We start from the raw sequence: 25,610 nt of genomic DNA, 5'->3' as shown, positions 1-25,610 counted from the left end.
GTGAGGAAGGGAATTTGTAACTGGGGGACGTAGCGATTTCGGGCCCAGCTAGACAGACCCAGAGTCGGTCTTGTGGCGTTCGATGACTCGCTCATACTCTGATTCTCCTTGCTGGAAGAACTGTTCTGCATTTCGGAGCGCTCGTTCATCACCGGCTGCTGCTGCTTCAGTGACGACGGTCCAGCGCTTGTCAGGGGCGGTGAAACGGTAGGACTGTTCGGCGTGATCAACTAGTGCGTCTAAGACAGTCATCGCATCACAGGCTGCCGTTTCGCCTCCATCTTCGACTTCAGTAGCTAAGAATTCTAAAACACGCCGGAAACGGAGTGAATCTGTCATTGTTGGTGCGGTATTAACGAGTAGTTCGACTACGTCGTCAAGCGACGCAGTTGGTGGTGCGTTCGTCAAGACATCCGCATACTGGCCAAGAGCGGTCGGGACAGTGTTGTTCGTCTCTTCCAAGCGATCGGTCCAGAACGCCGTTGTCTGCTCCCAGTACTGTTTTTCAGATTCAGGGGTTCCGGCGTTCGCTAGAAGATCGGAGAACGTATTAGCGAACACACGATCTGCGGAGGGTGGATCCTCTGCCGATAGGTCAGAGGGATCGATGGTCAAAACAGCTTGGATGAGACCGTCAGTTAAGTCAAGGCTGGAACCAGCGTATGCGCATGCGAGATGCGCACAAAGTGGTTCGAAGGCACGTGCATCGTAGGTTGCTTGAGTCGGCCTCGGTCCCAAATCGCCGTAGAGGTCATTTAAGGGCGACTCTGATTCAGCGTCAGATTCTCCATCATCACTGGTTTCTTGACCCTCGATTTCGTCCTCAACGGACCGTTTGTGGATGTCGATGGCGTGGTTATACTTCGGTCGAAAAGCTGCGAACAGGTCGGGATGGAGTCGCTGGGTTGCGAGATACCCTTCCCAGACCGCCGTGAACCGTGAGAGTGCCTCCCGATCCTCGCCTTCTGGGAGTAGCGTATCGAGGTGAGACGTAACGAACGACTCGTCCAGAGCGTACAGGCCTGTGAGTCGTTTTCCGAAGGCAAAACGAACCGGACGCGCGGGATCCGATCGGAGTTCCGCGAGTCGGTCCCACAGGGCTTGATGATCCTGGCTATCTGGCTCTTTGTCGAGTACGCGAAGGAAGTGCGAGGTAGCGACGACACCCGTTGAGCGAACCCCGGTAACGTACACAGTGCGTTCGTTTCCGATGGGGTTGTTCCAAGTGTCGGTTGGCCCGTCGGGGTCTGGGTCGTCAAGGAGCGCTGCAAGCACGGTTGCCAAGTCGGTTTGATGCTCAACAACGGGGAGTGTGCTGCGTTCGTGACCGATGATTGTGTGGAGGAGTTCTGCCACACTTTGTCGACAGTCTCGCGGCCAGGCTGTGTCGAGCGAATCGGAGGCGCAAAACGCGACCAGTCCTTCAACCACCGGTTGCCAGTCATTGATCGTCGTGTCCTCGTAGTCCACGTTCGTAATAAGTGACCGGAGTGCTGCGACGGCCCTCTCGACGAACACCTCATCTCCCGTTTCGACCAGTTGTGGGAAGAAAGCAAGGTGCGTATCTGGTGTGTCACGAATGCGGTCGTAAAGCGCCTCTTCGAGTCGATTCCGCGGCCCGGTCGTGAAGGTATCTTGTTCGGTTTCGGGCTGGTACTGTCTGGCGTGTTCGATACATGCTGTGACAAACGCCTGGGCGTCGAGGCCGGCAACGTCCAGTGTCGTTTCGTCTTGTTCGTCTCCAATCGACATCGGTACATGATAGCCCGATCCCGGACTATACTCGATGTCGCCGTGGCGCTCGATTAGTTGTTTGACCTTGGATCGATAGGGGTCTGCGATCTCGTCACGGACTTGGTAGAGTCGGCGGAGCTGCCAGCGCTCAGCGCGGACGTGGACCACACGGTCCAGTTCATCATCGGATTCGATATCGGAATGCTCACTAACTATCTCTCGAATCGCGTCCTCGTTGGGTCCGGCCAAGATTCGGTCCAATAGAGTCGCCTGTTCGTCAGCAGACAATACGGCGAACCCTTCGCCGAGGAGTGTGATGAACTCGGTCGCAATGACATCATCATCGAGGTTCGATGGTTCTGTCAAGACTTCTCGGACTTGGTCTTTGGCCTTGTAAGGGGCGGACGCGAGTACGGCCAGTGCGGTTCGCCTGAACACACCGCCCTTCGATCGGTACTCCCGAAGGTATTCGCGCGCGGCGGTTGGATCGGTCGTAAGGAGGTGTTCAAGCGATGACTCTAGTGCTCCAAGTAGGACGACCTCAATACGAGTCGGATTCGTCGACACCAGCGATGGCTGTCTGCGTAATGCTCGCTCAGGAGCTATATCGCCAGCGTAGTCCGTCGCCAAGTGGTCCAAGCACCTCTGTAAGTGGTTATTCAAGATGGACACGAGAGATGCGCCGCAGGTTTCGATCAGTGCCTCACCTAGCTCGTCGAATAGTGACTGCAGTGCCTGTGGCCTCACCCGGCTCCCGATAGTCACGTCGACAGTAGTGTGGCCTGCGAGCTCCCGCTCTTCTGCTTCCCGCCCGGTCGGTTCAGTCAAGATCGCCATCAATTCTTGCGCAGCATCGGCACGATCGACCGTCAGCAGCTCTTCGACCAAACTGCGTAGGTCCCGTTCTAACCGCTGAACCGTGTCGGGTTCTATGGACGGGAGTTGTTCAACGAAGTAGTTCGTGAACGCCACGAGGTGTTGCTCGTCTAGCGTTTCGATAACTGAAAGGTACGTTCTAAGGTGGCTTTGAGATGGTGATTTGTCAACAGCGAGTGCTTCAATGAAGAGGTCAGGATGTTCGTCAGCAAGCCCTGTGATATAGTTGGCGGCAAACTGTCCGGAGTCAACCAGTCGACGCTCGTCGACAAGGTAGCGCGCCCAGTCCGGTGAGGCAAGTTCACGGTAGAATTCACGGGCGAGTGCCTCATCTGTTTGGAGAGTATCGACAATGGCTGCGACTGTTTCTTTGGGCAAGCGGTTCGGGCCGAGATCGCGGGCTGATGCAGCAAGGACGTAGCGAGCGTAGAATCCGAGCGGCGAGTCCGATCCGAGACCATCACGGACGAACGATGTACACCGAGCTGGGTCTTCGCTATAGAACTGTAACAACCAGTCGAAGACATCGGCAGCGATGCGTTCGTCAACGCCGTCCGCGAGGATTTGCTCGACGCTCCAGCCGCGTTCGTTGGCGTCCCACGCGTAGAAGTACGACTGGAGTTGGTCATGTCGGAACTGATAGCGTCGCTTCCAGTCTTCGCTAATTGCTCCACGGCTGACTAGGCGCTGGTCGCCTAGGTTCCGGTCGTCTACCGTGAAGGTAGTTGTGCCGTCCCGTAGCGACGATCTGGCGTGGACGACCGCGCGTTCGACAGGACTTTCCCCCCAGCTCTGGGGGACAGCTCCACTAGTTCGACTTCCTTCCCGGTCAAGTGAGGCGCGATAAGCGTCCCAGAGTGCTACCTGCGAGGAAAGCACATTCGTATCGAAATCATCCTCTGAGGCGTGTACGTCCGCCAGGAGCGAGAGATTCAGTAAGCTCTGACATAATTCTACGACTTCCTTTGTCTGTTCAGCGCTATCAATACCGATGTCCGTAAGGAGGGACTGGACTCGTGATTCGGCGAGATGCTCTAGTGTCACTGTCTGGAACGTGTCCGCCTCTCCTAAGCGTTCATAGGCTGGCTGTTCGAGATCCCATCGTCGGCAGGCACAAATGACTGTGAGTCCGTCAACCTCGGCTAGGTCCAGCAAAAGATTTCGGAAGACGGTCGCAACTGGCTCAGGTCGAACATTGTCGAGCTGATCAACTAGGAGCGTACACCGGTCGTACTGGGTGGCGAGTTCACCGAATACTTCACGGAGACTGGTTTGTATGCCCAACTCGCGCTCTACAGCGGTAATCGAGTCGAATTGACCAAACTCCCGGGCGTCGAGAAAGTAGACTGGATTCTCCGCTGTCTTTTCATGATAGCGTTCGGCCAATACGCCAGATTTCCCGACACCCGCTGGTCCCGTGACTAAGATGTTCGCCCCAGATTCAACAGCGGAGTTGATAGCATCGGTCCCTGGGAGATCAACCCGTGTGTCAGTCCCGGGAAGTCGGTAGCTCGACGGGTCGGGGGCCAGTCGGTCACTCCACCGACTAAGCGCCTCAAGATCGTGGTGGTAGCGTTCGTGATGGTGTTGTATTTCGGTTGCGATCGTTTCTGTCAACGCGTTCGTCTCCATCGTGTACTCATAGAGGATACGTGAGACGACGTCGGGCTGACCGGTTTCAATCAAGTTCGACTCGACGGCTTGGAGGAACGAATCGAGAACAGCCTCATAAGAGATGTCTCTGGGAGTGTTGGCTCGTACCTCTAGAGCGTGTGTGAGATCCGAACGAGTGGCTGAAACGTCGATGGTTGCAAGCGCGTCCCCGTCAAGTTCAGCCCCGAATATATCAAGCAGATCTGCTTTGGTGATGCCGTCAACTTCGGCGGCTGTCGATTCAGCTGCGCGCTCTACAGCTTGCTGGCAGGCACGACTATCACGAAGTCGGTCAACGACACCAGTCCCGATGTCGTATACTAGGGAGATGAGAATTTGATCAGGGACCATTTGCCTGAACTTCACGGATCATCGAGTAAATAGGTTTGTTCCGCTGGATCTCCACTTTGCGTGGCTTCATATTCGAGTGAATCGTTCCAATCGAAAACCCTGAGAGATTGCAAACATACTCCTACCTTCCCTGGTCTAAGTCAGACCTTCAGCATATGGTCGTAGATCCGTTCAGTGGTCTGAATACTTCGGTGACGTAATCTATTTCGGACGTCGTAGAGCGTGTTTTCGTCTTCTTCGTTCATCATTCTGTAGGCAACGCCATGTCGGAGTGCGTGCGGCGTCACGTCAGTGGCGTTACCTCGGGTGCCATCAATCTTGTATGGACGAACCTCTGCTTCCTCTGCGATTTTGTGAAGCATATTTCGAACGCCCTGTTCAGAAATTCGATCTGAGGATCGAGACGGATAGAGTGCGTGCGGGTCTTTCCATCGGGAGTTGAGATATGCCGAAAGCAATCGCGCCGAGTCCTTCGATAGAGAGAGGGTCACTGGTGGAGGCGAGTTTTCGTTCGGGTAATCCTTCTGGATGTCTGTCGGGAGATAGAGTTCCGAGTTTCCGTTCCGAAGCAATGTCTTGTCAACCTGAACCAATTCTCCAACGCGGAGCCCAGTATCGTACATGAACGCGATGATCGCCTCGTTGCGCTGTTGGAGGTATTCCGCGCCAGTCACGTAGCATATTGATCGGAGTGCCTCAACTTGGTCGGGTGTCACCCATACTTTCGCACGAACTTTGGAGTTTGCAGAATTACCCATTTCGAGGTAGCCTCTTTATATACAGATATAGACCTCGACCACCTTAACTTTGGAGTCCACAAATAGACTCCAAAGTTCAAACCTATAGCCAACCAATCCTTCGAAGAAGAATTGGTAGATGGAGGGAAAAGGTGAAAATTTTCTATTAGGAAGCGCCCTCATTTACTTCTGTGAAGAACTGTGGACTATGGTGTTCGACACTCTGCTTTCTGTTGGACCCTTGGAGTCGATCACGCTCGTTAAAACGTTCTCTGTCGAGATTGCAGGGCCAATCGAAACAAGTGTCGGCGGTGGTATAGCACTCGGTGTAAAGTTACTGGAGTCCTATTGCCAGCAGGCACAATCCCGGACGTATTGGTGATTAGTATGGAATAGACAGGTCAAGCTGTCCAAGAAAGATATAATCTCCCCATATCTGTCAAGTATACCTGTTTGCTGCGACCTTCATTTTCTGTTTCAAGGAGTCCATGGTCAACCAGTCGATTAACGTGGTAGCTGATTTTTTGAGGGGTTTCCCCAAGTTCCTCCCCGATATCCCGGTAAATTACTCCCGTACGGCCTTGTTGATCCCACCGACCAACAATTGTCAACACCTCTCGTTGGAGTCCGTCAATCTCAAAGGTGAGGGGTTGTTTTGGCGTTGGAAGCCGCATCACGAGATCATCAATAGATTCTTCGCCATTCTGGGGTTCCAGTACATAGTATGGTGTGGCACCGATAAAGAAGGCAGACGACGTCGAGCCTCCAGCAACGAGATTGGTACCTCCCGTTATATTGATGTACATCTCTTTGCCCGGATTCTCCTTTGCGATGTTCACAATTGTATCTACTACATCACGAAGGTCAAAGGCATCAATTGTTCGCCGATGGACCTCATAACCGAACTGATCAAGATCCGACGACAGTTCCTCTCCTGTACTTAGGAAGGCGTCACTTGTGAGAAGGTATATCGTTTCAACACTTCCAAATGCTCGGAGACCCCGGTGGATATGCTCTGTTGCCCGTCCATGAGGAACAATATGTACACTCATGGATCGTACAGCTGGACACCGTCAGCCGGCTCATTGCGCGGATTCTCAGAGGGGTATACTTTAACGATGTCCCCTTCCGAGGGGAAGAAATCCAGAGGTGCCTTGAACTTCGTCCGGTATCCGAGCTCCGCCTGTGAGTAGGTCTTAATCCTACCCTCTTTTTGGTCATCATGGATCACATCAACAAACCCGACATCATAGTCTTCCTCACCAAGCAATTCTCCCTCTTTAGCTAATTTCTGGAACTCACCCATTTCTAGGATCCGCAGCCACAAATCCAAAATCTGTTCTATCACTTTCCAAATTAAATTCAGCATGCTAGTGAGCAGAGGATCGGGTTGGCCTGGTGTGGCTGTTGGGCCTTCTTCCCCAGGATGTTCTTGATCATCACGGTACTTCTTAAATGGATGTAGGACGAACTCTTGCTCAAATTTGATCCGTTCCTCTAGATAGACACTCGCGTACAATCGGAACCACCTGACAAGATTGACAACGTTGTCATTATGTTGGTCAAGTTCGTATTCCAACATATCATAGAATCCTTGATGCCGAATACTCGCACCTATTATTTGTTTTATATTCGAATATAGTGCTTGGCCCACAGAATTATTACTAGTTGAAGCATGGGTTAGTTCTACTGCAGACGCGAAAGCATTCTCAAAGTCTTCCCGGATTGGCCCCTCCTCCAATTCATCGATGATAATCGTCTCTGCGACTTCCTGGGTGTCTTCGATTTGTTCATCGAGTAATTGACTCGGTGTGTAAGTGTCGAACACCATCTGTTCACACCCCCGTAGAGAAATCCGGTACGGGAAGATCGCGCAATGCACTTATTGTAATATACCTAATCGCGCTCCCGGTTCGATTTGCCTCTAGGATTTTATTCCCCAGTTCAGATTCGAAAAATGACTGATACTGGCCAGCCCGCTGGTCAGAATCAAACTTGACTACAGCCCACCTTGAGGAGGGAATGACGTCGCGTTCAACTCGACGGACATTAGTATCTCCGCCTTTGACCGATATTAGAACGTCTGTTGGGGTAGCAACCGTGGATACGTCATCGGGTGATCGGAGAGATAAATCCCCGATGTCGACCTCACGGGTTGTGTCAAGATATGGAAGGCCGGTGTCATTTTGCTCTGGCTCTCTCGTTGTCCCGGACTCAATAGCCGCGACCTCCTCCAACTTGGTGACTGCGTCGTACTGACTGTATAGCTCATCCAGAACATCTCGTTCACCCTGTATTTGAGACGGGAGAAGTGTCCGAATCTCTTGGGGGTTAATTTGGATGACGTCGGCACGATCATCATCAACCATCTTGATTGCAGTAGAGATGTCATTTGGTCCATTTTGGTCTGAATCGGAAGAGACATCCACCGTAGCAATCGCTTGATGTGACGGAGACCGTGATTTACGGATTCGAATAACAGCCCCCCTAAAGCTGACATCAGAGAAAACACCTCCACCAAACGTGATGATGGCTTCTACTGTGGCTTGGTGAAGAAGATAATTTCGGAGATTTCTTGATTGATCCCCTGCAAGAATGTATTCGGGAACCAGAGCGACTAGTGTGCCGCCCTCTTTAAGCAGCGATAATGCGCGCGCAATAAATCCCTCTTCAATCCGAATTCGACTTCTTGAACTGTGGAGTTCAGGAATACGGTCAGCAGAAATCCGGTCACCAATTGGCGGATTCAGTACGATATGCTCAAACAATTCACTCCCACCAGAACTACCAGTATTATCTGAGTTAGAACCTGAACCATGGGACCCCAATCGCGTTTGGCTAGAATCGGATGCTGTTTGGTCGTTTGAGCTCCAATCAAAGAAGTCAGCACAGACAGTCTCCACAGAACTACTCTGCTTTCCAAGTTCGTTGAGGAAAACAGCGACTATCGTCGCACTCTCGCTAATTTCTACACCGGTAACACTCGCTCCTCGACTAGCGGCTTCACGGCAGAGAACTCCGAAACCGCTAGCGGGGTCAAGTACTCGATCATTTGATTCAACCTCTGCGAAATCAACCATTGGGCGAGCGACTTTCCGCGAAAGTTGTTCAGGCCCAAGCTCTGTCCGTCCTACGAGCTCGTCAAAAAAGCCAGACGCCACATCTGCGGAAGTCTGGGAAAGTTCGAAACTCCCGAAGTAATTGATTGTTGCTCTGATTGTCTCTATATCACTCGGTGCAATGTCGATGTCTTCTAGCGTCGTGAAATATGATTTGAGGGGATTCTGAAGTTCCTCTAATTGGTCTTCAAGTTCGCTGGAAACGTCAATTTGGATCCCCTCTCTTTCGGCGATCAACTGATAAAGAAGCGCTAAAAATATGTCGGATTTCAGTTCGGATCCATAGTTGTATGGGTCGTGAACTTCGAGGTCATCCAATAGCTGACGTAGTAAGAATCTAGCTTCGACTGCGGAGTCCAGCGGCCGGCTTCCGTTGTTGGCCTGCGTGCCAGGAAATGAAGAGAGAATTGTTGGTTCTTCGTCAGAAGACCCATAACTGAAAATATGATCAATAGTGGGCGTCAGCACAGCTCCATACTGTGCCTCGGTGTTCTGAAGATACTCAATCAGTTGCTGGCGCCCGCTCCGGAAACGTTCGTTGCTCTCGTTCCCTATTTTCACCTCAACAACTATAAAAATACTACCCCTCTCTGGAGTTTCGTAAATGATTAAATCAGGTCTGAGTCTCGTATTTGCGAGTGAATGACCCACACCAATACGCTCGGAACCATAGAGGTCAGCAAGTTTCTGTCTAACCTCGTCGGTGAATTCGGCTTCGTTCACTAACTTTGACTGCGAGGGAGGGGAACTAATACTTTCTCCCGGACAATCAAATATCGGTTTTGACTTTCAGCTTTGACAACTGCTTGGGCTATTGGTGGTTCGAGGCTAATATAAACAATATCATGAGACGCTAGTGAGGCAGGAAGCTAGCTTCCTCGAACTCTGGTTGTGATATGTCCCCCGAGATGCTTGATCTCAGAATTACGCCAATAGGTCTGTTGGACGACGATAATTGACGGACTATCACCGCCATTCTGGCTTAGCCCCACTCACACTGTCAGTACTGATTCTGGACTTTGTCCATCTTACACTGGACACAAAGATCGTCGGCGAAACAGGCGACACTGTCGTAGGGGCAATCGTACACTTCGACATCAACCGACAGCCGGCGTTTTGCCTGTTTCCACTCGACTTCCCAATCGTCGATATCCATATCGGCAGATGTGAACACCACTTCACCGTCCCGATCGACGATTTTAGCGGCTGGGACCGCCTCTTGCTCTGCTCTCACGACCCGGATCGCCTCTGTGTACGAAGAACACGGAATGTCTTCCGTACCGCCACTCTCGGGGAGTAAACGGACGGAGACCGTATCGTCGTATTCTTCGGTGGGTTTCGTTCCGTCGTCCATGTGCGCACCAATCGGAACATCGTGATAAAAATCTGTGCGCAACTCGGCAGGGGATCTCTGTATCGATTTTCGGCTTCGACGGCCGTAGTGATCCAACCTCTCCGAAAGTCATCCCCCACGACAATACATTGATCTGGCCGCGGTCCGAGCTTCATTCGGTTCGATTAGTATGCAAGACCAGTGCCGATACTGTAATCTGACGAACGTGGTCCCGGTACTCGATAAGCGAATCGAGCAAAGTTGCCGACCTGGGAACGCCTACAGACGACTCTGCCTGAGCTGTGAACGGTGGCTACCAATGTGCTCGAAAGAAGACTACTCCTCACACTCCCGTAAACACATACTCCCAATCGGCCAAGAGCCTGAGAAGGAGAATATCGTTGCCCTCGACGATACCGGAAGCAGGGAGGAACAAGGCAGTCAGACGTTCGATCGGTCCAACGCCCACTCAACCTTGGAGTTGCTACGAGAGCTCGAAGGGTTGAAAGACGATAACATACTCACGAGATCAGAGTTCGAAGAGCAGAAAAAGCGGATCTTGCGCAGAATATAATCTTGATCGGAAGTAGAGGAAACGTGATAGAGGAGTGGACCTGCTTTAGAAGAGTGAGGGTTTGGTTCCGATTGTATGTCCCCAGAGGCCAGCTACAGATGGCCTGACACTGGTCCAGCAACACGCGAATTAGTGTTACTACACTAGTAACTTTAATCACGCAGGCAACATATCTTCAGAACAATGGTCGAAGACCCCGGAGATAAGGCAAACATTCGGTACCAGCACCCCAGCGGGATCCTCTACCTCTTCCAGCACGACAACGTCCCGCTCCTCATTGACGCGTTACTCGACTATCCTCCGTCGCGCGAATTCGACGTTGACGAGTTCGCAGAGCACGCCGGCCTCGCCCAAGAGACGATCACTTCACATCTACCTGTGCTCATCGACGTCGAATTAATCGAGGAAGTTCCAGAGACATCACCAACCCGATACCGAGTTGCCGATAGTCCAGTCGTGCAGGAGCTTTTCGAGCTCAATTCCGCACTCAATGCAACAGGGACACCCGCTGCAAACGACCAGTAATCGTAATCAAGGGCCGCGCATCTTGCATGGCAACTTCCTCAGACAACAGGCCCCTCTTTCGGCCCCGTCTACGAATGCGAGCCCTGACTTGACACCACCTCGCTGTGAAAAGTGAAAGCAAGACAACGACCCATGATCCGCTTGCCCAATCAACACCGACGTGTGAGTCCATAGAGACAAGAATCAAGGAGTACACTTAGTTTCCCACAAGGAGGGACCAATGGTGAGATCCGACCAATTGAGGGCGGGACGATCTCGTCTGCCAATTGCTAGGTAAGGTAGAACGGAGTGATGTAGGAAGTGATCCTTTGCACTGTAGACCCAGCAGACTGGTGAACTACTCCTCGGAGTCGCCTGATGCGATCTCCTCCTGAAAGTTCGAGACTGCCTGGTCATGTTGTTGGGTGGCTTGGCGTTTGCGTTTCATTGTTTCGACAATGTCTTCTTTTTGCGCTAGCTCGGCAAATTCTTCCGCTTCAGTGTTGAGTTGATACAGTTTGATTTTCCCACCGTCGTCGGGGTAGTAGAAATACTCCTTCCAGAGGCCAATTCTGGCACCCTCAGTGAGACGACTGGAAACTGTCCCATGACTTACTACGAGGGCACCATCGATCTCATTGAATCGCTTGGGGCCGTCAGCGAGGTGAGCGAGGATTTCGACAGCCCCTTTCTTTTCGAAGAAGTCGCTGATTTTCGCGGTATCGAGTTCTCTCTCAGGGATTTCATCTGGCTCTGCATATGACGTATCGTCTACGCTCATATCGCCATCATCAGGGTATACAGAGCCCGAGTTGCTACTTTCCTCTAAATTACCAATAGTCTCCCTTTCATCGTCAGAGTTGTTCGGCATATTGTTATCCTTCTCTTGTGGCTCCAAGGTTTTAACTTACAGTGATTCAAACTGCTATACACTCAAAATTAGAACCGATATGATATTGAGCTACAACTGGCCAAACAGAGGTGTCCGGGATCGGCATGAGTTCTGAGGCGACCGACCCATACCAGTCGGCCATCGACACGGCAGAGGACTTACGAGATGATTTGGAGGCACTCGCAGCGAGTGATCTCCCGTTCGCCTACGACGCCGAACGCATTTTAGAAGAATTGGATCGAGCACGAGGTGACTGCTCAGAATGAGATCACGTATCGACCAGAAAACACTCGAAGAACAGTTGCCGGCGGTCCTTCACGAGCAATTTCAGTTAGATGGACTACCGCGCGACCACGAGCCCTCCTGGGAGTACATTACCGCGCACACCCGGTATTCTGCGGAAGGTCTGAACAACAAGTCCAAAGAATTGTACGGCCAGACTCTTCTCGAATTTCTTCGAGAACAGGGGTTTGGTGTTCGCAATACGGGGAAATGGCCCACCAATGATGAAGAAACCATTCAGTCTCTTGAATACTACGTCAATAGTGCTCAGGATCGACGAGGGTGGAGCGAGAAAACCATTGATTCCGTTAGGTCGGTGATGAACAAAGTGTACGAGGCGATCAGAGAGGAAGGTCTCGGTATAGAGTTACTAGACCTTGGTGTCTACAATTCTGAGAAGGAACGCGTGGAGAATATTCAGCATACGATCACCATCATCGAGTACATGGATCGTAATCTGGCAGACAGCACGATGGGGAATTATCCTTTCTACTTCGAAGAATACTATAATATAGTGAAAAATAGATACCCCATCAATCTCAATCCGGTCACAGAAGCATTAGATGAGTTTGAGTGGTATCGGAGTGAAAATGAGCCGCAGCCTGTAACTGAAGCACAACTGAAGGCTCTGTGGAATACGTTAAATGCCATTAGGGATTGTCCTGTGAGGGACTACGATTTGGATCAATGGCGGCTCTGGATGAAGGTGCTCCTCGTCTTTTTAATCGCCGTCGGCCCTCGGTCAAGTGAGGTCGAAAAACTCGATGTTAGAACGCAGCTTCACTTCGGTGATGATCCCTACGTCCAGTTCGACGAGCGAAAGAATCTGAGACGGAACGAAGGACCCGACAAAGTCCCGATAATGACTGGTGCTAGGTTGCTTGAACTCTACGTTGACTACATCGAGTCGACTGGTGGGAATGGAAAACTAATCCCCAGTCCCCAATCTTCCTCTGGGTCCCGACGAGCTTCCACCTTGAACAATTGGCTGGAGGAGTTATGTAAGATCGCCGATATTCGATTAGACGATGGATCATTCCCGACCATCCAGAATTTTCGGCAATTCTGGAAGACACTATATAAGAGAGCACTACACGAAAACCGAGATCAGATCAAATTCGTGTCAGAAGAGGGTGGGACGAAAACTCCCGGCGTTGACGAAAAGAACTATCTCGATAACGTCGAGAACCGGAATCACGTTCGGGAACTCGGGCGACAATATTTCGGTGACGTTCTCGATCTCGATGAAATACCTGCTGAGCTCCGAGCCGAATTGGATCAAGAGTCACAACTCGACGGACAGTCCAAGATTCAGGATTACGACACCCACGCGTAGTTTCTCTGATGGAGACGTAAGCATACTCACTCGCATTGGTTGCTGATATCTGAAAATCTCTTGAGAGAGCCTCAGTAGTAGACGTGTTTCATCGAGTGATCTGATCAGAAACGATATCGCGTTCGGCACGCTTCATGTCATCTGAGAGGGTTTGATTTCGACGCCGGTTGATCTGAGGTGCTTGGTATCTCGACCCATGAGACCTGACTTATTGAATAACGTCAACGATCCCGATACCGTCCTCGCGCTATGAAACACTATGATTCTCGTTGGTCCGAAACCAGGGTAACCTATCTTAGCTTCAGTAGTCTGGCCACGCCATACTACCAGTTCCCTTACCATGGAAGTTTGGTGGCTTGTGGACCCTCCGAAATCATAGCCGGAAATGCCATCTATCGAATTTAGGTGAGTCAGTTAACTATCGAAATCTCATGAAATATTACCCCACCGCCGTATGCCGATTCTAGATTTACTGAATTAGTTCGTTTGTGAGAGACTGCACATCGAAAACGAACAGACGGAGATTCATACCAGGGTTGTGATACAAGCGCGAACAGAATTGGTTCCTGAAGTAAATGATTACATTGAATTAATATATTATTATATTTCAAGTCCTAGTGAACGGAGCTCTTCGATCTCGCTTTGGATGCTCTTGACACGTTCTTTCATGTCGCCTTCTGCTTCAAGGGCAGAGTCGAACAGGCGTTCTCTCCGTTCTTCGAGCCTCTCGACACCTTTTTGACTCAACGCCTGACCACACCACATACACTGGACTTCGCCCCTGGGTGTTTCGCGTTGACATCGAGGACACTGTACTGGTCCGATCGACTCGATTTCATCCTCCGAAACATCTACACCGTGCGCTCGGGCAACTTCACGAGCAGTGTCCTCTCGGAACACATCGATGTATCGTCGAGCTTCATCGCTATTTTTGACCCACCCGTGATGGTTCTCAATATGGTTCTGTGACACGTTCTTTCGCGCGAGATAACTGGCGGAAGACTTCCGCATCCGAGTGAATTCCATCTTCGACGGTTTCCTGAGATCGCCATTATCGACGGCTCGTTTGACGGGTGCCCGGAGCATCTTCAACTTCATGTTGTAACTCACCTCCCGCCCAGTATCCAAGTCCGACCAAAGCGGCGCGTCAGGCTCGTTACCCCGCGGATGAACCTCTAACCAGCGTTTGAGGTATGGAACTGATGAGATAAGTACAACCGAGCGGCGGCCCTGCTTCCCATCCACGGTGATCTCCATCCCGTACTTGTGATCACTAACGTCACCGACAGTGAGCCCACGGAACTCCCCCGATCGTGGGCCAGCATCCCAGTCTACAGCGACCGCCGCCTTATTGCGTGCGTACTTAGCGTTGTTCAGAACGGGAACTATGTGGTCGTCCCACCACCACATCTTCGTCGGGTCTGGTTTTGGATCGTAGTCTCTAGGGAGGTCGGCTGAGATCCACTCGACGCTCGATGGTTTCTCTTCCTCGTAATCCCCTGCTGATAGGTGCCCACCAAACACTCGAAGCGCGACTCGATGGTCACGCTTCGATTCTTCACTATCGTAGGTCGCGTTGATCCAACTGACGTATTTCTTCGCGGCGTCTTTCTCCGTCTCCGAATCTCCGATGATGTCTACTAAATCTGGCTCAGGTAGTTCATCTGAGGAGTATTTGGACGAATCACCAGCCATCATCGTGCAGTGCTGGAGGAGCTTTGTCCACCGACCTTCGGAGTAGTTGTGAACCCCGAGCTCTGAGGAGAATTTGAGGAGGGCGTCTTTATCCTCTGGTGACAGTGTCTCCGAACTCTCAATCCGGGTGTGGAGTGTTTCGATCTTGGGTGGCAACCTTGGCATACTCTAATTTAGAATCGGTAGGCATTTGAACTCTTGGTATATATCCGGGAGGCGGCATGTTTGTGACGAACAAAACGGCGAGCGGAGCGAGCCGTTCGTCACAAACATGCTCTCGATCGGATTTGAAGTAGACGAGTCGCAGCCCGCGCAGGCCGAAGGCCGAGCAGGAACGTCTCGGCGTGGTTCACATCCGGGAAGCCCCATCTCTACCGGTCGGGAGAGTACCGCGAGCGGGTACGGCCCCCGCGATTAGAATTCACTGCGTGCGAAGACAACTGGTCGGCGGACACCCCGTCAGGTCCGTGTTCTACAACGAGCGATAGATGAAGTGTGTGTGTGTGTGTGGAATATAAACCCAATACGGCGTACCGCTCGTTGCCGGACCCACGAGTGCTGACCGATGTGTCTCCGTTGTGGCGTACGGAACAGTCGTGCCACCGAAGGAGGTACCCCCCGACGCTATAGAGACTCGTCTACGGTTGGCCAAGCACCTCGTGTCGGCGGTAGAGGTACACTGCGCCGGCAACGATGTTAACCAACCACAGTGCGAGCAGGATGATCCAGAGAACGGTATTTGGATTCCACTTCCCGTTCGCACGTATATATTGCATATCGAAGTATGCGGCGGCTGGTAACCCTATCCAGGCGACGAAGATCAAGAATCCACCGAACGCGCCCAGACTATCACCCACCGCGGCGGCCAAAATAAAAACGAATACCCACAACGCAGTTCCACCAGCCACTCCGTACCACCACGTTTCAGAGACGGTCGTCTCGTACTGCGATGGGTCGTGAGGTGTCGACGGTGGACTCGATACTGCCCCACGCGGAGACGAGCCACCTCCGTGCTCGTTTCGAACGCCACAGTGGGGGCACAGTTCCGCTCGCTTCTTGATAGGTTCTCCACAGGACCGACAGAAAATCTCGTCTACGCCCTTTGACTTTCCTGAAGACATACTACGTACAGAACACCGTATCTCGCCCTACGCTTTCACCGTCCACACTGTCGTCACGTTCTAGCAGCATCGTCTGTACGACGATGATCAGTATACGTATGAATTAGGGCTGGCTCGGTTAGTATCGTTCAAAGCACCGTCGAAACGAACGATCCTCGACGACGAGTGGTGTCGAACCAGTTGAGCTGTCGACCAGACCACTCCAGAGAATTGCATCGACGGTGAGCGAACGATCACTGTGGATGCGATTCGATTCGTCGAAAGACCCCACGGAGTGGATGAATCGAGCGCACCGCTTCTGGGCTTCGGTGTGTTTGACGAAGACATCCTCGACGGACGGTTCCCTGACGGTGAAGGTCTCGATCTCGGTGGCCGTGACGTCTACGGATCGGTCGAGTGCGTTGCTGCGGTCACGCGACGTGTCGCTCACTCCTCGGCCGACTCGTCCTCGTGCAGTGACGCCTCGGTCTCGACGACCTCCATCGGGCGCATCATCTCGTGGTCCTCGTGTTCCAAGTTGTGGCAGTGGAACGGGAAGATACCCGGATAGTCGCCGAAGTCGACGGTGAGTTTGTACTCCTTGCCCGGCAGTATCATCACGGTGTCCTTCTCGCTACGTTCGGCCGGTCGCGGGTCGTTGTACTCGGGTCTGCCGAGGTCCTTCTTGCCTTCGACCCAGAATCGGACCAGGTGCAGGTGCAGCGGGTGCGACATCAGCGAGTCGTTCTTGATGATCCACGTCTCGGTGGTGTCGAGTTCGGGTTCGAACTCGATCGGATCGAAGGTGGCGCGACCGTTGAGTCGGTGGACCATGGTCCCGTCGTCTATCATCTCCATCTGCATCGTCACCTCGCGTTCGGTAACCGTCTCCTCCGGGTCCGGCCGCGGCGTGGTCGGGAAGTCGATCTCCTCCGTCGGGGTGGACGGGTCGGAGACGGACTCCTCGGTGACGCGGAACTGCATGACTTCGTCGAGATCCGGCGCCGGGCTCTCGGTACCGGGGTCGCGATTCGGCGTCCGGCTACCCTCGGAACTCGGGTTGTGGTGTTCGCCGTGTGGGTACGGGAAGAGGGCGTGGTTGGTGACCGTGAACGTCTGGCCGGCGAAGTCCGAGAAGTCGACGACGAACTCGGCGCGTTCGAACGGGGAGACGAGCAGGGTACCGACGTCGCCGTACGGTCCGATTCCCACGACGTCCTCGAGGTAGCCGTGGCCGGCCGAGTACTGTTTCATCTCGGGGAGTTCGCTCTCGCCCTCGGTGTCGTTTCGCAGGCGCAACCCCCAGGTGCGGCCGTTCGACGGGTTGAGGAGTCGGAACCGGTACCGGCGCGGTTCGACCTCCATGTACGGCCAGACGGCCCCGTTGACGAGCGCCTTCTCGCCGCCGTGCATCGCGACGAACTCGTTGGGGTAGTAGAGTGAGCCGTCCTCGTTGAACGAGCGATCGACGAGAACGAGGGTGACGTCGTACTCGCCCTGTGGGAGCTGGCGTTCGGCGTCGTTTCGCTCGCGGATGTAGTACGGCCCGACGAGCCCCGCGTAGTTGTTGAGCCGCGAGATGCCGCGAGTGTGATCGTGATACGTCGTCGTCAGACGCGGTTGTTCGTTCGGCATGACCTGGACGTCCGTGGTACGACGGGGCCCGGTCACGCCGTCGGGCGAGATCCACATGTCGGCCTGCCCGTCGTCCGACGACGGGACGTTTAGTCCGTGGAAGTGGACCGAGTTTCTGACCGACGGGACGGGACCGTCGTGCGTCGGGTAGTTCTCGGTCGTCGTCCCCTTGATCCGCTCGTCGATCGTGAAGAGGTGCTCGTCGGGCAACTCGCTGTTGTCCATCTCGAACGCGAGCGGGCGGCCGCGGCGGCCGGCGATGATGGGACCGGGGAACTGGCCGTCGTATCCCCACAGCGTCGTCTCCGGCAGATCGGGGTGAAGGGACGTCGTGAACTGCTGCTGTGTGACCTCGTGATAGGGAGCACCGTTCAGCCAGCCGTCGGGTTCACGAATATCCAGCCGCGGCATCGGCTGGACCCACTTGTCCAGTTCCGGCCCCTCGTGATCCTGAACGGATCCATCGTCAGGGCCCCGACCGAGCGCAGCGGACGGGACGGCACCGGCGATGGACGCGCCGGCACCGAGCTGCAGCAACTGGCGCCTGGAAAATCGTCCCATCACGCCCACCCCCGGGCGGCGTCGATTCCACTCTCGACCGCAGTGCAGTATCCCCGTCGTCGCGCTGAGTCGCTCACGTGTATCACAATTAGTACGGTGTATTCTATCCTCAATTAATCTTTTTGTATCCTGAATTTCAATAATTAGCGCTGGCGCAGGTGCATGGGCAGACGTCTCGAGCACCCAGAGAGGCCGATCACGAGCGACGCCGACGTTCAGAACCGATTTCGAGGCGTTCAGAAGTGATTTCGAGGGTGGAATAGTCCGCGTCGATCGATTCAACGCCGCTCGAATACGGGGCGTGAAACGAAAAGCACTGGACAGGGATTCACCACGGAATACGGCCCGGGTTCCGATCGCGTTCGATCGGCTTCGATCGTCGAGGCCCGAACGGGCCGACCGGTGTTCGCCGATCCGGTGACCCGCTGTCGGTGCCCGTTCAGGGACGTCGCCCGCTCGATACCGTTTTCCCAGTGCCGTCACGCCTCGGTATCGGGCTGGGCGCCGTGATCGGACGACGGCGCCGTCCCAAGGGAAAGTGCGGTACGTACCTCGTCACGACGGGGTTGAGCGTTCTCGTCGCCGGCATGTTCACGGAGACCCTCGGCATCAGAATCGGTGCTGGACCAATCGAGGTATCGGTACTGGAAGCCGGAATCGTCGTCCTCGGGTTCGCGCTGACGCGATTGCTGCTCGTCGTCGCCCGCACGCTCCGGCATAGCCTCCTGATGGGCGTCGGTATCGTCGGGCTGAGTATCGCGCTCCCGGCGATCCCGGTCGCCGCGCCGGTCGTCGCCACCGTGGGGAGTGGCGTGCCGTCGCTATCACGCTGGCGGCCTCGCTACCCGTTTTTCGTCGACGATCGGTAGCGTGCTGGGTCTCGGTGAGACGCGACTCCAGCACCTAAAGCGCGCCCTCGGCGGCGTGCCCGGCGTCGGCGCGGGAGGCGTCGTGCTCACCACGTACGGGCTGGAAACGGGATCACTGAACGAGTTATACACCGTTTTCGGCCACCGCGTGACGCTGTTCTGGGTGGTCGCCCTGCTCTCGATTCCGGGGGCACTCATCTACGTCGTCCGGAACTACCAGGAGCGGCCGTCGGGACCGAGATTACTCGTCTGGCTCCAGACGAAAGAGGCCGCCGCCCTCGGAACCGGTACCGAGGACGTACACCGCGCCCTCCCCGTCACGGCCGAACGAGAGGGCTCGCGTCAGTTTCTCCGGCGTCGCGAGGTCGATCGCAGTGGTCTCCCAGAGGCCCTCGCCGTCCTCCGGGCGAGTGGCGACGAATACCCGACCCTTCGGGATGAAATCGCCGAAGACGAAGTGTCCGTCCAGTTCCGGAATCGTGGATCCGCGATAGACGTAGCCGCCCACGACCGCGACGCCGCTCACCGGCCCGCCTTCGTGTGGGTACTCGATGATCGGGTCGAGGAGGGGTTCACCGCCGCGAACGCGCTCGGGCGTCGCGTCCGGGTAGTCGTCCGCCTTGAAACAGTGCGTTCCTTCCGTCACGTTCCAGCCGTAGTTGCCACCCTTCTCGACGAGGTTGACCTCCTCGTAGCTCGCCTGGCCGACGTCGGCGACGTACAGGTCCTCGCCGTCGAACGAGAGGCGCCACGGATTCCGAAAGCCCCAGGCGTAGTGTTCGTCGAACCCCTCCCGACCGACGAGCGGGTTGTCCTCCGGAATGGCGTAGTCCCCGCTGCGGTGGCCATGCGACCGATCAGCGTGGTCGCCTCCACCGTGACGGTCACCCCTTCCGTCGAAGTCGCTGGCTCCGTCTGCGCCCGATCCACCTCCGGCGTCAGACGAGACATCGCCGGCCGTCGCCCCGTCTACGTCGATGCGAAGGACGCTCCCGAGCAGGTCGTCCGTAACCGCCTGTCCAGGGGCGCCTCCGCGTCGGTCGTGCCAGCTCGCATCGGTGGACGCACCGCTATCCCCGACGGTGACGTAGAGATAGCCGTCCGGACCGAACGCGATGTCACCCCCGTTGTGGAGGTCGCGCGGTTCAGGAATCTCCAGAAGACGCCGCTCCTCGTCGCGACGCGCCCGCGTCCCGTCGTCGGTCACCGGGAACTCCGACAGGACGAACGTGTGGCTGTAGTCGTCGGGCATCCCGTCCCGTAGCGGACCGCTGTAGCGGACGAACAACCGTCGCGACTCCGCGAACGAGGGAGCCAACGCGAGGCCGAGTACCCCTTTCTCTCCATCGGTATCGGTCGTCTCGCGGAGGTCGAGGACGGGATCGTCCCTGACCCCCTCCGGTCCGTGGAGGAGCACTCGACCGTCGCGCTCTGCGACGTACCGTCGGTCCGAATCAGGGAGAAACGAGACGGCGATCGGCGCGTCCAGACCGGAGACGACCGTCCGAAGGCCGACCGACGCCGGGAGGTGAGAAGTCGTCGCGTCACCTGCCGCCGGGCCCGGAGCCGACCATCCCAGGCAACCGACGAGACCGGCCGACGTGCCGACGGTCGCACCCTCCAGGAACCGTCGGCGGGTCGATGAAACCATGGCATGGACGTACGCAGGCGAGACGGAAATACATCTGTTCGGGTGTTCGACGACGTCACGACCGCGAGACCGTGTCCGTACCGTGACGGTCCACGGTGCCGATGGTCGCTGTACTCGACGCATCGTCCGATCCCGTGGCGCGGCGCTGTGCGAGCGTCCACCGGTGCTCCGCCGAGAACGGACCGATCCCGACAGACGCCGGACGGTCGACGGAGTGAATCCGAGTTCCGACGCACGGATTCGGTCGGCAGTCCCGCGGCACAGTCAAGTGATGGACACGCCAGACGGCAGCGGATCAGGGTGACGAACGTCCGGCGATATCGTATCGCAGACGACGCACGACGATATCGCATCTGAGTGGTGACTCGCCCGACGGTTCCCATGGCCGACCACCACGTTCGCTCGAACCACCGTCGGAACCCACGTGGGACGCGTGCGAGTGGTGTGAGAATTGGCACGCGGAGCTACAGTAGAACCCCACCAGACCCGATCGATCGACGGGGCCGCATCACGGAGTGGCACAGGCCTGGGACAGTTGTATTGCCCGAAAACGTGAACGCGTCCCATGAAGCTCGCTCACGTGTCCGTTCTCGAGGATTTCGGCAACCGATCACTGCTGGTCCACGGACTCATGGTCATCGCCTTCGCCAACGCAGTGTTGCTCGGATTGCTCGTCGACGGCCAGTTCGGCGCCGCCGCGTTCGTCGCACTGCTCGGCTTCACCGCCGGCCTCTGGGTCTCACAATCGATACACTCGCTGGGGTCGGCGTCGACCACCGACTACGACGGCGTCCTGAACGAACTGATCGACGTCGACGGGGCAGAGCGGGCGAACCGGCGGATGTACCGATTCGGTCGCATCCTCGCCCTCGTCGCCGCCGTCACCGCCATCTCGCTGCTGACTTCGGCGCAAGTCCTCTCCGGAGCGGTCTTCGCGGGCGGTGTCGTGGCTATCGGCTCGATCGCTGTCGTTACGTCGATCGTCGGGTTCATCGTGGCGCTGGGCGCGTCGTACGACGAATCACAGCGTCGAACGAACGCTGATCTAGAGGCGTACGCGGACACGATCGACGTCGAGCCCCGGCGGAGCGACGATCGATACGACGGTGACGCCGAATCGAGTCCCGATTCGTCGCGTCGCTAGGCCGGACCACCCGTCGTCCGCGATCCGGCGCTCGCGTCCAGTATCGGTCGGCGACCCGATAGGACGGGCCGTCGTCGCCGGCGGTACGTGGCACACCGGTTCGAAGACTAAACGGTTTTAGGACACGGTACGAAAGGGTCGCCAATGCCTGCGTCCGACGGCTCGGCGGACACGCGCGAATCCAGCGAGCGCTCGGAGACAGACGTCCCGACGAGTGGGGAAGTCGTCCCCGAGCGGTTCTCCTCCGACGAACTGTTCCAGCGGATCATCGCCGACGCGGACCACGAGATCACCTCTGGAACGCGCGAACTCTTCTTCAGCGCCGTAGCCGGCGGACTCGCGATCTCGATTACGTTTCTCGTCTACGCGTCGCTCTACCCACAGGCCGACGGCGGGATCGCACGCGTCCTGCTGTACCCGCTCGGATTCATCTACATCATCATCGGCGGCTACCAGCTCTACACGGAGAACACCCTTCCACCGGTCCTGCTGACGCTGGAGCGGCTGGCATCCGTCCCCTCGCTCCTTCGCCACTGGCTGATCGTCCTCCTCGGTAACTTCGCGGGCGGGGCGATCGGCGCCATCGTACTCGCCTACGGCGGCGTCTTCGAGGGGGCAGCGGTCGACGCAGCGGTCACGTTCGCCCAAGACGGGGTCGCAACCGCCCGGTGGGACCTGTTCTTCAAGGGTGCGTTCGCCGGCCTCGTCGTCGCCGGCCTCGTCTGGGTCGACTTCGCGGCCCGCGATACGATCTCTCGCGTCGTCCTCATCTACATCGCCTTCCTGACGATCCCCCTCGGGAATCTCTTCCACGTCGTCGTCTCCTTCACGGAGGTCATTTTCGCGATGTTAGTCACCGACCAGATCGCGTTCATCCCGGGAATGACCGACTTCGTACTCCCGGTGTTGCTCGGGAACACCATCGGCGGCGTCGTACTTCTCACGGTCGTCAATTATTATCAAACGAGCGAGCACCGCCTCGAATCCGGTCGGTTCGAGGACGCGAGAAAGCTCTCGGTGCGAGAGTGGCTCGCCGGTGGCCTCGCCGGTCGGACGTACGTCCCGGTCGTGGACACGATCGAAGAGATCGTCAGGGACACGGATTCCTACCGCGTACTCGTCCCGATTTCGAACCCCCGAACCGAACGGGACCTGGTCAAACTGGCGTGTACCCTCGCCGGGTCACGAAAGACCGGTGCCGTCCACGTGGTCCACTTCGTGCAGGCACCCGAACGAGGTTCCTTCCACGGCGACCCCGAGCAGCACGACCGAATCGTCGACGCGTCCGAGCGCCAACTAGAGACCTTCGAACCGATGGGTGAACACCACGACGTCGAGTTCCAGACGTCGACCGTCGTCACGCCCCGGTCCTTCGAAGACGTGTTCGACACGGCAAACCGGCTGAGTCCCGACCTCGTTCTCATGGGCTGGGGCCGTGATACGGTCTGGTCGTCGGCACGAGCCGAACGGCCGCTCGACGAACTCACCAACCAGTTGCCGACCGACTTCCTGATCGTCAGAGATCGTGGGCTCGAACCCGACGAGATCCTCCTCCCGACGGCAGGCGGACCGAACGCGGATCTCGGCGCCGAGATCGCCGGAATACTGCAGACCACCGCAGACATCGAGGTTACCCTGCTACACGTCGTCGACGGGCCGGCAGAACGCGAGGCAGGCGAGCGATTCCTCCACAAACTGGCCGACGACTACGACCTCGAAGAGCCGAATCTCGTCGTCGACGCGTCCGGTGACATCGAACGAGCGATCTGCGATGCGGCTCACGATCGAGCGATGGTCATCATCGGGGCCAGCGAGCGCGGGTTGCTCTCCCGCCTCGTCACCGATTCGTTGCACCTCTCGATCCTGGACGACGTCGAGGGGTCGATGCTCCTCGCCGAGCGCCCCTCCGAACGGACGTTCATCGAACGACTGATCGGTGCCGGTAGTCGTGAGAACAGACGTGAGTGACGGGTCCCGGGGACACTCGTAGAACGAACGGTCCCCGACCGATCTGGCTGGTTCGATCGGTGGAACGGACGGTCGAACTGGAACGTCGTATCGGATTTCTGTGACCGTGACACGGCAATGAGCGAGCGGATCGCGCGTATCGGCGTCGTCCGGGCCGTCGCGATCGGCTTCATCGTCCTCCACGCCGAAGTGTTTCGCGGCGAGGGCGTGGCCGGCAACGCCGGTTACGTCGCGACGAACGCAGTCGACCGGTTCGCCGTCCCGTTTTTCATCCTGACGTCGGGCTCTCTCTCTTCACGAGGAAGACCGACCGACGCTCGGCCGGAACTACGTCCGCTCGTACGTCACTCAGAGGGAGTATCGACGGCTCGGCGCACGAAATACCAGCAGTCGACTTCGGCGTGCCGTCACCGCAGCACTACCGAACAGCACGCCCAGGGAGCAATGAGTCCGCCAATTTGCGGTCCGGGAACGCACTCGGCACCGCCGACCGTCGATCAGTCGAACCGGGCGGGCGTCGTCCGGTCGGCGTTCTCGATTCGCTCGCGGGCGAACGCGTCTGCGGCGTCCAGCACCGTCGTTCCCTCGTCATCTGCCCGTTCCATCATCCGGGCGAGGCGGTCACCGATGGCGGTAGCCTTCTCGAACGCGGCGTCGCGCGTCCCGCCGCGGTACTCCTCGGCGACGGTGATGAGTCCGCCGGCGTTGATGACGTAGTCGGGCGCGTACCAGATGCCGCGGTCCGCCAGTTCGGCGGTGTGTCGACGGTCAGCGAGCGGGTTGTTCGCCGCGCCGGCGACGATATCGCAGTCGAGGCGCGGAATCGTCTCGTCGTTGATGACGCCGCCGATCGCACACGGCGCGAAGACGTCGCAGGGTTCGTCGTAGACGTCGTCCGGGGCGACCACCTCGACGTCGTGGTCGGCGACGAACCGCTCGACGTTGTCCTGATCCACGTCGGAGACGGTGACGGACGCACCGCGGTCGACGAGATCGCTCGCGAGTGCCGAGCCGACCTTTCCGAGCCCCTGGACGACGACATCGACCCCATCGAGCGAATCGGTCCCGTACTCGTACGTGACTGCAGCCTTCAGGCCGGACAGGACACCGGTCGCCGTGATCGGCGACGGATCGCCGAGGCCGTCCTCGCGGCCGACGACGTGGTCGGTCTCCGTCGCGACGACCTCCATGTCCGCGACGGAGGAGTTGACGTCGACCGACGTGATGTAGCGCCCGCCCATGCAGTCGACGGCGCGGCCGTAGGCTTTCAGCAACTCCCTGGTCTTGATCTCCTCCGGGTCGCCGACGACGACCGCCTTCGCCCCGCCGAGGTCGAGATCGGCGGCGGCGGCCTTCTTCGTCATCGCCCCCGAGAGTCGCAACACATCGGTCAGGGCGTCGGCTTCGGTCTCGTAATCGAGGATCCGCGTGCCACCCAGACCCGGTCCGAGCGTCGTGTTGTGGACCGCGACGATCGCCTGCAATCCCGTCTCCGGGTCCGAGAAGTACGATACCTGCTCGTGTCCCCCGTCGACGAGCGAGTCGAATACCATATCGAACCGTTCGGGTTCTAGGTGAAAATACTACTGACACGCG

17 protein-coding genes are annotated in these 25,610 nt (G+C 56.5%); 6 read left to right on the top strand and 11 right to left on the bottom strand.

All coding sequences use genetic code 11. The features are described from left to right. Positions 1-48: 48 nt before the first annotated feature. From NO366_RS08300 to NO366_RS08275, 6 genes are all read right to left on the bottom strand, one after another. Entirely contained in the window at positions 49-4,614 is a 4,566-nt protein-coding gene (locus NO366_RS08300) for an NACHT domain-containing protein (RefSeq protein ID WP_256533859.1), read from the bottom strand. Between the two features lie 140 nt (positions 4,615-4,754). Then, positions 4,755-5,372, bottom strand: a complete 618-nt coding sequence (locus tag NO366_RS08295; RefSeq protein ID WP_256533858.1) for a tyrosine-type recombinase/integrase — start codon at positions 5,370-5,372, stop codon at positions 4,755-4,757. Positions 5,373-5,752: 380 nt separating this feature from the next. After that, the gene (locus NO366_RS08290) at positions 5,753-6,403 is read right to left on the bottom strand and encodes an HFX_2341 family transcriptional regulator domain-containing protein (protein ID WP_256533857.1); all 651 of its coding nucleotides are present in this window, start codon (positions 6,401-6,403) and stop codon (positions 5,753-5,755) included. After that, complete coding sequence (locus NO366_RS08285; protein WP_256533856.1) at positions 6,400-7,182, bottom strand: hypothetical protein; 783 nt, start codon at positions 7,180-7,182, stop codon at positions 6,400-6,402. Before NO366_RS08285 ends, NO366_RS08290 begins: the two co-directional genes overlap by 4 nt. A gap of 4 nt (positions 7,183-7,186) precedes the next feature. After that, positions 7,187-9,193 (bottom strand): N-6 DNA methylase, encoded by a 2,007-nt coding sequence (locus tag NO366_RS08280; RefSeq protein WP_256533855.1) that lies wholly within the window; start codon positions 9,191-9,193, stop codon positions 7,187-7,189. A 277-nt stretch (positions 9,194-9,470) separates the two neighbouring features. Continuing rightward, complete coding sequence (locus NO366_RS08275; RefSeq protein WP_256533854.1) at positions 9,471-9,824, bottom strand: hypothetical protein; 354 nt, start codon at positions 9,822-9,824, stop codon at positions 9,471-9,473. Between the two features lie 298 nt (positions 9,825-10,122). Between NO366_RS08275 and NO366_RS08270 the strand changes: the two genes are divergently transcribed. Both NO366_RS08270 and NO366_RS08265 read left to right on the top strand, forming a co-directional pair. Then, entirely contained in the window at positions 10,123-10,377 is a 255-nt protein-coding gene (locus NO366_RS08270) for a hypothetical protein (RefSeq protein ID WP_256533853.1), read from the top strand. Between the two features lie 183 nt (positions 10,378-10,560). Beyond that, complete coding sequence (locus tag NO366_RS08265; protein ID WP_256533852.1) at positions 10,561-10,902, top strand: winged helix-turn-helix domain-containing protein; 342 nt, start codon at positions 10,561-10,563, stop codon at positions 10,900-10,902. A gap of 337 nt (positions 10,903-11,239) precedes the next feature. Here NO366_RS08265 and NO366_RS08260 read toward each other — a convergent pair whose 3' ends face one another. Beyond that, on the bottom strand, positions 11,240-11,779 hold the full coding sequence (locus NO366_RS08260) for a hypothetical protein (protein WP_256533851.1): 540 nt from the start codon (positions 11,777-11,779) through the stop codon (positions 11,240-11,242). A gap of 256 nt (positions 11,780-12,035) precedes the next feature. On the opposite strand from NO366_RS08260, the gene NO366_RS08255 reads away from it, so the two are divergent. Then, positions 12,036-13,391, top strand: coding sequence for a hypothetical protein (locus NO366_RS08255; RefSeq protein WP_256533850.1), 1,356 nt, complete (start codon positions 12,036-12,038; stop codon positions 13,389-13,391). 600 nt (positions 13,392-13,991) lie between these two features. Here the strand turns inward: NO366_RS08255 and NO366_RS08250 are convergent. Both NO366_RS08250 and NO366_RS08245 read right to left on the bottom strand, forming a co-directional pair. Further along, positions 13,992-15,251: a site-specific integrase gene (locus tag NO366_RS08250; RefSeq protein ID WP_256533849.1), complete on the bottom strand. Its 1,260-nt coding sequence runs from the start codon at positions 15,249-15,251 to the stop codon at positions 13,992-13,994. Between the two features lie 1,382 nt (positions 15,252-16,633). Then, positions 16,634-18,382, bottom strand: coding sequence for a multicopper oxidase family protein (locus tag NO366_RS08245; protein WP_256533848.1), 1,749 nt, complete (start codon positions 18,380-18,382; stop codon positions 16,634-16,636). A 473-nt stretch (positions 18,383-18,855) separates the two neighbouring features. Between NO366_RS08245 and NO366_RS08240 the strand changes: the two genes are divergently transcribed. Next, positions 18,856-19,251: a hypothetical protein gene (locus tag NO366_RS08240; RefSeq protein WP_256533847.1), complete on the top strand. Its 396-nt coding sequence runs from the start codon at positions 18,856-18,858 to the stop codon at positions 19,249-19,251. A 241-nt stretch (positions 19,252-19,492) separates the two neighbouring features. Here NO366_RS08240 and NO366_RS08235 read toward each other — a convergent pair whose 3' ends face one another. Next, positions 19,493-20,902 (bottom strand): PQQ-dependent sugar dehydrogenase, encoded by a 1,410-nt coding sequence (locus NO366_RS08235; RefSeq protein WP_256533846.1) that lies wholly within the window; start codon positions 20,900-20,902, stop codon positions 19,493-19,495. A gap of 565 nt (positions 20,903-21,467) precedes the next feature. Between NO366_RS08235 and NO366_RS08230 the strand changes: the two genes are divergently transcribed. Both NO366_RS08230 and NO366_RS08225 read left to right on the top strand, forming a co-directional pair. After that, positions 21,468-22,046, top strand: coding sequence for a hypothetical protein (locus NO366_RS08230; RefSeq protein ID WP_256533845.1), 579 nt, complete (start codon positions 21,468-21,470; stop codon positions 22,044-22,046). Between the two features lie 144 nt (positions 22,047-22,190). Continuing rightward, entirely contained in the window at positions 22,191-24,014 is a 1,824-nt protein-coding gene (locus tag NO366_RS08225) for a formate/nitrite transporter family protein (protein ID WP_256533844.1), read from the top strand. A 497-nt stretch (positions 24,015-24,511) separates the two neighbouring features. Here NO366_RS08225 and NO366_RS08220 read toward each other — a convergent pair whose 3' ends face one another. Next, positions 24,512-25,567: a Leu/Phe/Val dehydrogenase gene (locus NO366_RS08220; RefSeq protein ID WP_256533843.1), complete on the bottom strand. Its 1,056-nt coding sequence runs from the start codon at positions 25,565-25,567 to the stop codon at positions 24,512-24,514. Between the last annotated feature and the right edge of the window lie 43 nt (positions 25,568-25,610).

Source organism: Halovivax cerinus (assembly GCF_024498195.1).
Taxonomy (GTDB): Archaea; Halobacteriota; Halobacteria; order Halobacteriales; family Natrialbaceae; genus Halovivax; species Halovivax cerinus.
Note: the sequence above shows the minus strand (reverse complement) of the source record. Positions and strands in the feature narration are given on the sequence as shown.

Coding starts and splice junctions, on each gene's coding strand:
- NO366_RS08295 (WP_256533858.1), bottom strand. CDS start 5,372: ATGGGTAATTCTGCAAACTCCAAAGTTCGTGCGAAAGTATGGGTGACA.
- NO366_RS08290 (WP_256533857.1), bottom strand. CDS start 6,403: ATGAGTGTACATATTGTTCCTCATGGACGGGCAACAGAGCATATCCAC.
- NO366_RS08235 (WP_256533846.1), bottom strand. CDS start 20,902: ATGGTTTCATCGACCCGCCGACGGTTCCTGGAGGGTGCGACCGTCGGC.
- NO366_RS08265 (WP_256533852.1), top strand. CDS start 10,561: ATGGTCGAAGACCCCGGAGATAAGGCAAACATTCGGTACCAGCACCCC.
- NO366_RS08230 (WP_256533845.1), top strand. CDS start 21,468: ATGAAGCTCGCTCACGTGTCCGTTCTCGAGGATTTCGGCAACCGATCA.
- NO366_RS08225 (WP_256533844.1), top strand. CDS start 22,191: ATGCCTGCGTCCGACGGCTCGGCGGACACGCGCGAATCCAGCGAGCGC.
- NO366_RS08220 (WP_256533843.1), bottom strand. CDS start 25,567: ATGGTATTCGACTCGCTCGTCGACGGGGGACACGAGCAGGTATCGTAC.
- NO366_RS08250 (WP_256533849.1), bottom strand. CDS start 15,251: ATGCCAAGGTTGCCACCCAAGATCGAAACACTCCACACCCGGATTGAG.
- NO366_RS08245 (WP_256533848.1), bottom strand. CDS start 18,382: ATGGGACGATTTTCCAGGCGCCAGTTGCTGCAGCTCGGTGCCGGCGCG.
- NO366_RS08255 (WP_256533850.1), top strand. CDS start 12,036: ATGAGATCACGTATCGACCAGAAAACACTCGAAGAACAGTTGCCGGCG.
- NO366_RS08285 (WP_256533856.1), bottom strand. CDS start 7,182: ATGGTGTTCGACACTTACACACCGAGTCAATTACTCGATGAACAAATC.
- NO366_RS08270 (WP_256533853.1), top strand. CDS start 10,123: ATGTGCTCGAAAGAAGACTACTCCTCACACTCCCGTAAACACATACTC.
- NO366_RS08300 (WP_256533859.1), bottom strand. CDS start 4,614: ATGGTCCCTGATCAAATTCTCATCTCCCTAGTATACGACATCGGGACT.
- NO366_RS08275 (WP_256533854.1), bottom strand. CDS start 9,824: ATGGACGACGGAACGAAACCCACCGAAGAATACGACGATACGGTCTCC.